At 69.0% G+C, this 5,688-nt stretch carries 7 protein-coding genes; 6 read left to right on the top strand and 1 reads right to left on the bottom strand.

Annotated elements, in window-relative coordinates; genetic code table 11:
- The 4 genes from VFL64_RS05125 to VFL64_RS05110 form a co-directional block, all read left to right on the top strand.
- On the top strand, positions 1-475 hold a 475-nt coding region (locus VFL64_RS05125; RefSeq protein WP_489539308.1), incomplete at its 5' end, for a carboxyl transferase domain-containing protein.
- A 14-nt stretch (positions 476-489) separates the two neighbouring features.
- Positions 490-1,275 carry an enoyl-CoA hydratase/isomerase family protein gene (locus VFL64_RS05120; RefSeq protein WP_489539307.1) on the top strand — a complete coding sequence of 262 codons (786 nt, stop codon included), beginning with the start codon at positions 490-492 and terminating at the stop codon, positions 1,273-1,275.
- 20 nt (positions 1,276-1,295) lie between these two features.
- Complete coding sequence (locus VFL64_RS05115; RefSeq protein ID WP_489539309.1) at positions 1,296-1,886, top strand: DUF4126 domain-containing protein; 591 nt, start codon at positions 1,296-1,298, stop codon at positions 1,884-1,886.
- Between the two features lie 7 nt (positions 1,887-1,893).
- On the top strand, positions 1,894-3,903 hold the full coding sequence (locus tag VFL64_RS05110; protein ID WP_489539306.1) for an acetyl/propionyl/methylcrotonyl-CoA carboxylase subunit alpha: 2,010 nt from the start codon (positions 1,894-1,896) through the stop codon (positions 3,901-3,903).
- A 6-nt stretch (positions 3,904-3,909) separates the two neighbouring features.
- Here VFL64_RS05110 and VFL64_RS05105 read toward each other — a convergent pair whose 3' ends face one another.
- On the bottom strand, positions 3,910-4,275 hold the full coding sequence (locus VFL64_RS05105; protein ID WP_489539305.1) for a hypothetical protein: 366 nt from the start codon (positions 4,273-4,275) through the stop codon (positions 3,910-3,912).
- Between the two features lie 104 nt (positions 4,276-4,379).
- Between VFL64_RS05105 and VFL64_RS05100 the strand changes: the two genes are divergently transcribed.
- On the top strand, positions 4,380-5,306 hold the full coding sequence (locus tag VFL64_RS05100) for a hydroxymethylglutaryl-CoA lyase (protein WP_489539304.1): 927 nt from the start codon (positions 4,380-4,382) through the stop codon (positions 5,304-5,306).
- On the top strand, positions 5,303-5,688 hold a 386-nt coding region (locus VFL64_RS05095), incomplete at its 3' end, for a YbaK/EbsC family protein (RefSeq protein WP_489539303.1). The genes VFL64_RS05100 and VFL64_RS05095, both read left to right, overlap by 4 nt.

The raw sequence follows: 5,688 nt of genomic DNA, 5'->3' as shown, positions 1-5,688 counted from the left end.
CTTCATGGTGGGCAAGAAGTACGAGAACGAAGGCATCGCCAAGCACGGCGCCAAGATGGTGACGGCGGTGGCCACCGCCAACGTGCCCAAGTTCACCGTGATCATCGGCGGCAGCTTCGGTGCCGGCAACTACGGCATGTGCGGCCGTGCCTACGACCCGCGCTTTCTCTGGATGTGGCCCAACGCGCGCATCTCGGTGATGGGCGGCGAGCAGGCCGCGAGCGTGCTCGCCACCGTGCGCCGCGATGGCATCGAAGCCAAGGGCGGCCGCTGGAGCGCGGAGGACGAGGCCGCTTTCAAGAAGCCGGTGCGTGACCAGTTCGAGACCCAGGCCCACCCGTACTACGCCACCGCGCGGCTGTGGGACGACGGTCTCATCGACCCCGCCGACACGCGCCGCGTTCTCGCATTGGGGCTGAGTGCGAGCCTCAATGCGCCGATCCCGGACGCGAAGTTCGGCGTGTTCCGCATGTGACCCAAGGGAGCGACATGAGCACGCTTGATATCCAGCGCAGCGGCCCGGTGGCCCGCGTCTTCCTCAACCGGCCCGACGTGCGCAACGCGTTCAACGACGAGGTGATCGCCGAGCTCACGCGTGCCTTCACCGAACTCGGCGCCGATGCGTCGCTGCGCGCCATCGTGCTCGGCGGCCACGGCAAGGCCTTTTGCGCCGGTGCCGACCTGTCGTGGATGCGCGCGATGGCCGACTACAGCTGGGAGCAGAACCGCGCCGATGCGCAGGCGCTGGCCGACATGCTGTGGACCGTCTACAGCTGCCCGGTGCCGGTGGTGGGACGCATCCAGGGCGACTGCTACGCCGGCGGCGTGGGCCTGGCGGCGGTGTGCGACGTGCTGGTCGCGGCCGACGTGGCGGCCTTCTGCCTGAGCGAGGCCAAGCTTGGGCTGCTGCCCGGCACCATCAGCCCGTACGTGGTTCGTGCCTTGGGAGAGCAAGCGTCGCGGCGCTACTTCGTGACGGCCGAGCGCTTTGGCGCCGCGCGGGCGCAGGCGCTTGGCTTCGTGCACGAGGTGTGCGCGCTCGACGCGCTGGACGCCAAGGTCGACGAGGTCGTCGCCTCACTGGTCGACAACGGGCCGATGGCGGTGCGGGCTTGCAAGCGGCTGGTGCAGGACGTGGCGGGTCTGTCCATCACGGCGGAGCTGCGCGCCGAGACCGCACGCCGCATTGCCGACATCCGCGCGAGTGACGAGGGGCGCGAGGGCGTGCAGTCCTTCCTCAACAAGCGCAAGCCGAACTGGCTGCCAGAGACGTGAACCTCGACACCACGCAACTGATGGCGATCGCCGCCGGGCTCGGCTGGGCCAGCGGCTTGCGCCTGTATGCCGTGGTGTTCCTCACCGGCGCGGCGGGCTACCTCGGCTGGGTCGATCTGCCCTCGGGCTTGCAAGTGCTGCAGCATCCGCTGATGCTGGGCGCGAGCGGACTGATGTTCTTCGTCGAGTTCTTCGCCGACAAGATCCCTGGCCTCGACACCGTGTGGGACGTGCTGCACACGCTGATCCGCGTGCCCGCCGGTGCGGCGCTCGCGGCAGCGGTGTTCGGTGCCGATCACACGACGGCCGCCGCGGTCGCTGCGCTGCTGGGCGGCGCGCTGGCCGCCACCAGCCACGTCGCCAAGGCCACCACGCGCGCCGCGGCCAACACCTCGCCCGAGCCCTTCAGCAACATCGGCCTCTCGCTCGCGGGCGACAGCGCGGTGCCGCTGATGTTGTGGCTGTCGTGGGCGCACCCGGTCGTCTTCTTCGGCGTGCTGGCCTGCGCCCTGGTGCTGATGGCCGCGCTGATCTGGGTCTTCGCCAAGTTCCTGCGGGCGCTTGCGCGCCGCATCTCCGTCTGGCTGGGTGGCACCCGGCCGTCTACCTGAGCTCAACATGTTCAACAAGATCCTGATTGCCAACCGAGGTGAGATCGCCTGCCGCGTGGCCGCGACGGCGCGCAAGCTCGGCATCCGCACGGTGGCGGTGTATTCCGATGCCGATGCGAACGCCAAGCACGTGATGGCCTGCGACGAGGCCGTGCACATCGGCCCCTCGGCGCCCAAGGAGAGCTACCTGCGCGGCGAGCGCATCATCGCGGCCGCCCAGGCCACCGGCGCGCAGGCCATCCACCCCGGCTACGGCTTCCTGAGCGAGAACGAAGAGTTCGCCCAGGCCTGCGCCGACGCGGGCCTGGTGTTCATCGGCCCGCCGGCCTCGGCCATCCAGGCCATGGGCCTCAAGGCCGAGAGCAAGCGGTTGATGGCCAAGGCGGGGGTGCCCCTGGTGCCGGGCTACCACGGCGCCGACCAGGATCCGGCCCTGCTCAAGCGCGAGGCCGACGCCATCGGCTACCCGGTGCTCATCAAGGCGAGCGCCGGTGGCGGGGGCAAGGGCATGCGGGTGGTGACTGCGGCGAGCGAGTTCGAGCCGGCGCTGGCCTCGTGCAAGCGCGAAGCCATCAACAGCTTCGGCGACGACGCGGTGCTGATCGAGCGCTACGTCAAGCGGCCGCGGCACATCGAGATCCAGGTCTTCGGCGACACGCAAGGCCACTGCATCTATCTCTTCGAGCGCGACTGTTCGGTGCAGCGCCGTCACCAGAAGGTGCTGGAAGAGGCCCCCGCCCCCGGCATGAGCGAAGCGCGCCGCCGCGAGATGGGTGAGGCCGCCGTCGCCGCCGCCAAGGCCGTGGGCTACGTGGGCGCGGGCACGGTGGAGTTCATCGCCGAGCCCGTGGGCGACAGCGGTGACTTGCGCTTCTACTTCATGGAGATGAACACGCGCCTGCAGGTGGAGCACCCGGTGACCGAGGCCATCACCGGCCTGGATCTCGTGGAGTGGCAACTGCGCGTGGCCAGCGGCGAGCCGCTGCCGCTGAAGCAGGAGGACCTGCGCATCCACGGCCACGCCATCGAGGCACGCATCTGCGCCGAGAACCCCGACAAGCAGTTCATGCCGGCCACCGGCACGCTGCAGGTCTACCGCACGCCGGACAGTGCCAGCTTCGAGCGGGGCGACGTGCGTGTCGATGCGGGCGTGCGCGAAGGCGACGCCATCTCGCCGTACTACGACTCGATGATCGCCAAGCTGATCGTCTGGGGCGCCGACCGCGCACAGGCGCTGGCGCGGCTCGACGCGGCGCTGGCGCAGACGCACATCGTGGGTCTGCACACCAACGTGGCCTTCCTGCGCCGCGTGGCACGCAGCCGCTCCTTCGCCGAGGCCGATCTCGACACCGCCCTGATCGAGCGCGAGCGCGAGTCCTTGTTCAACGCCGCGCCCTTGGCCGCGGAGATCGCCGCGGCGGGTGTGGTGGTGCATGCACTCGCCAGCGAGCAGTCGTTGCAGACCGACGACCCGTGGTCACGCCGCGATGGCTGGCGCCTGTTCGGTGGCGCGCGCCGGCAGTTCGATCTGGAGCTGGGCGGCAAGCACCAGGTGGTGACGCTGGAGCGCGCACACCGCGGCGCGATGACGCTCGTGATCGGCGCGCAGCGCTGGCCGTTTGCCGCCACGGCGCGCGGTGACGGGCATGAGGGCCGCCACGACGTGCAGCTCGGTGAGCGCCGCGTGGTGCTCTCGGTCTATGCCGTCGGCGAGCGTGTCAGCGTGTTTGCGGCCGAGGGCTCGGCCACGGTGAACGAGGTCGACGTGCTGGCCCATGCGGGTGAAGGCGCGGCCGATGGAGGCCGGCTCACGGCGCCGATGCCGGGCAAGGTGATCGCCTTCCTCGCGCAGCCGGGGCAGGCCATCAAGCAAGGCCAGGCGCTCGCGGTGATGGAGGCGATGAAGATGGAGCACACCATCACCTCGCCGCGCGACGGCACGGTGGAGGCGCTCTTGTACGCGCCCGGTGATCAGGTGGCCGAAGGTGGCGAGCTGCTGCGCCTCAAGGCGGGCTGAACGCGCTCAGCGCGCGATGCGGCTCGCGCCACGGCGCAGCCACTGGGTGGCGCTGCGCCAGCTGCTTTCTTCGGGCACGGGCAGCTCGCTGTTCTGCGAGGTGACGCCAAAGCCCGAGGTGTTGCGCGCCCAGGCGGCGTCTTGCGGTGCTTCGCTCTTGGTGGAGGCGGGCTTGGCCAGCTTGCCGGCGTTGATGAACTGCCGCGCCAGCGACACCAACTCGGCATTGCCCGAGGCCTGGCAGACGAACAGCACTTCGCGTGCTTCGTTCGCATCGCTCAGCATCGCCGCCACGTTGATGCCCTCACCGAGATCCCGCTTGAGGATGAAATGGATGCGGGTGGCGATGCGCAGTTGAACGGGAGTGGACACGTGAAACTCCAGGCAGTTCAGGTATCTTCAACCTCGGCTCGGAGGGCGCACATCCCTAACAAGGGGGGTCTGTGACTTCAGTCAACGATAGTGAGGAATAAGTCATGTCTTTTGCGTCATTTCCTGCCCACGTGACGCTGGTCGACGTCGGCCCGCGCGACGGCTTGCAGAACGAGAAGCAGGCCGTCGACGCGGTGCACAAGATCGAGTTGGTGCACCGCTTGCAAGACGCCGGCCTGCGCGAGATCGAGGTCACGAGCTACGTGAGCCCCAAGTGGGTGCCGCAGATGGCCGACAACGCGCAAGTGATGGCTGGCATCGAACGCCGCGCCGGCGTGCGCTACTCCGTGCTCACGCCCAACATGAAAGGCCTGGAGGCAGCGCTGCGCGACAAGCCCGACGAGATCGTGGTGTTCGGCGCGGCGACCGAGGCCTTCAGCCAGCGCAACATCAACTGCAGCATCGCCGAGAGCTTCGAGCGCTTCGCGCCGGTGGTGGCGGCGGCGCACGAGCACGGCATCAAGGTGCGCGGTGCCATCTCGTGCGCGCTCGGTTGCCCCTACCAGGGCGACGTGAGCGCCGATGAAGTGGAGCACGTGGTGAAGCTGATGAAGGCCATCGGCGTCGACCACTGCGGCGTGGCCGACACCATCGGCGTGGGCACGCCGCGCAAGGTGCAGCTCGCGATGGAGCGCGCGTTGAAGCACTACCCGCTGGTCGAAGTGAGCGGCCATTTCCACGACACCTACGGCCAGGCGCTGTCCAACATCTACGCCTGCCTGGAGCTGGGCATCCACAGCTTCGATGCGAGCGTGGCGGGCCTGGGCGGCTGCCCGTACGCCAAGGGTGCAACGGGCAATGTGGCGACAGAAGACGTGCTCTTCATGCTCAATGGCCTGGGCATCAGCACGGGCATCGACATCGACAAGCTGGTCGATGCCGGTGCCTTCATCTCCGGCGTGATCGGCCGCCCACCGGCCTCGCGCGTGGGCAAGGCCCTGCTGGCCAAACGTGAGAAGGCGAACGCATGAGCGCTGACGACATCACCATCCGGCCTGAAGGGTTCAAGCGCGTGAGCGAAGTGCTCGCCACGCTGGGCCATCCCCACGCGCCGGTGTTCCTCGACGTCACCGCACGCACCGCGCAAGAAGCGGCCGATGCCCTGGGTGTGCAGCTCGGCCAGATCGCCAAGAGCGTGGTCTTCAAGCGCAAGCAGGACGGCGTGGCCGTGCTGGTCGTGACCTCGGGCGACCTGCGTGTGGACGTGGAGAAGGTGGCCGCGCTCACCGGCCCGGTGGGCCGCGCCGATGCCGACTTCGTCAAGGCGGCCACCGGCTTCACCATCGGCGGGGTGTCGCCGGTGGGGCACGCCTCGCCGCCGGTGATGCTGATCGACCGCGAGCTCGCGCGCTT

The organism is Rhizobacter sp., from assembly GCF_035702065.1.
Classification (GTDB): Bacteria; Pseudomonadota; Gammaproteobacteria; order Burkholderiales; family Burkholderiaceae_C; genus Rhizobacter.
The sequence above is the reverse complement of the archived record's forward strand: the minus strand, read 5'-3'. Positions and strand labels throughout refer to the sequence as shown.

Bases quoted from the DNA above. Each gene is read 5' to 3' on its own strand.
- VFL64_RS05100 (WP_489539304.1), top strand. From the start codon at position 4,380: ATGTCTTTTGCGTCATTTCCTGCCCACGTGACGCTGGTCGACGTCGGC.
- VFL64_RS05120 (WP_489539307.1), top strand. From the start codon at position 490: ATGAGCACGCTTGATATCCAGCGCAGCGGCCCGGTGGCCCGCGTCTTC.
- VFL64_RS05115 (WP_489539309.1), top strand. From the start codon at position 1,296: ATGGCGATCGCCGCCGGGCTCGGCTGGGCCAGCGGCTTGCGCCTGTAT.
- VFL64_RS05110 (WP_489539306.1), top strand. From the start codon at position 1,894: ATGTTCAACAAGATCCTGATTGCCAACCGAGGTGAGATCGCCTGCCGC.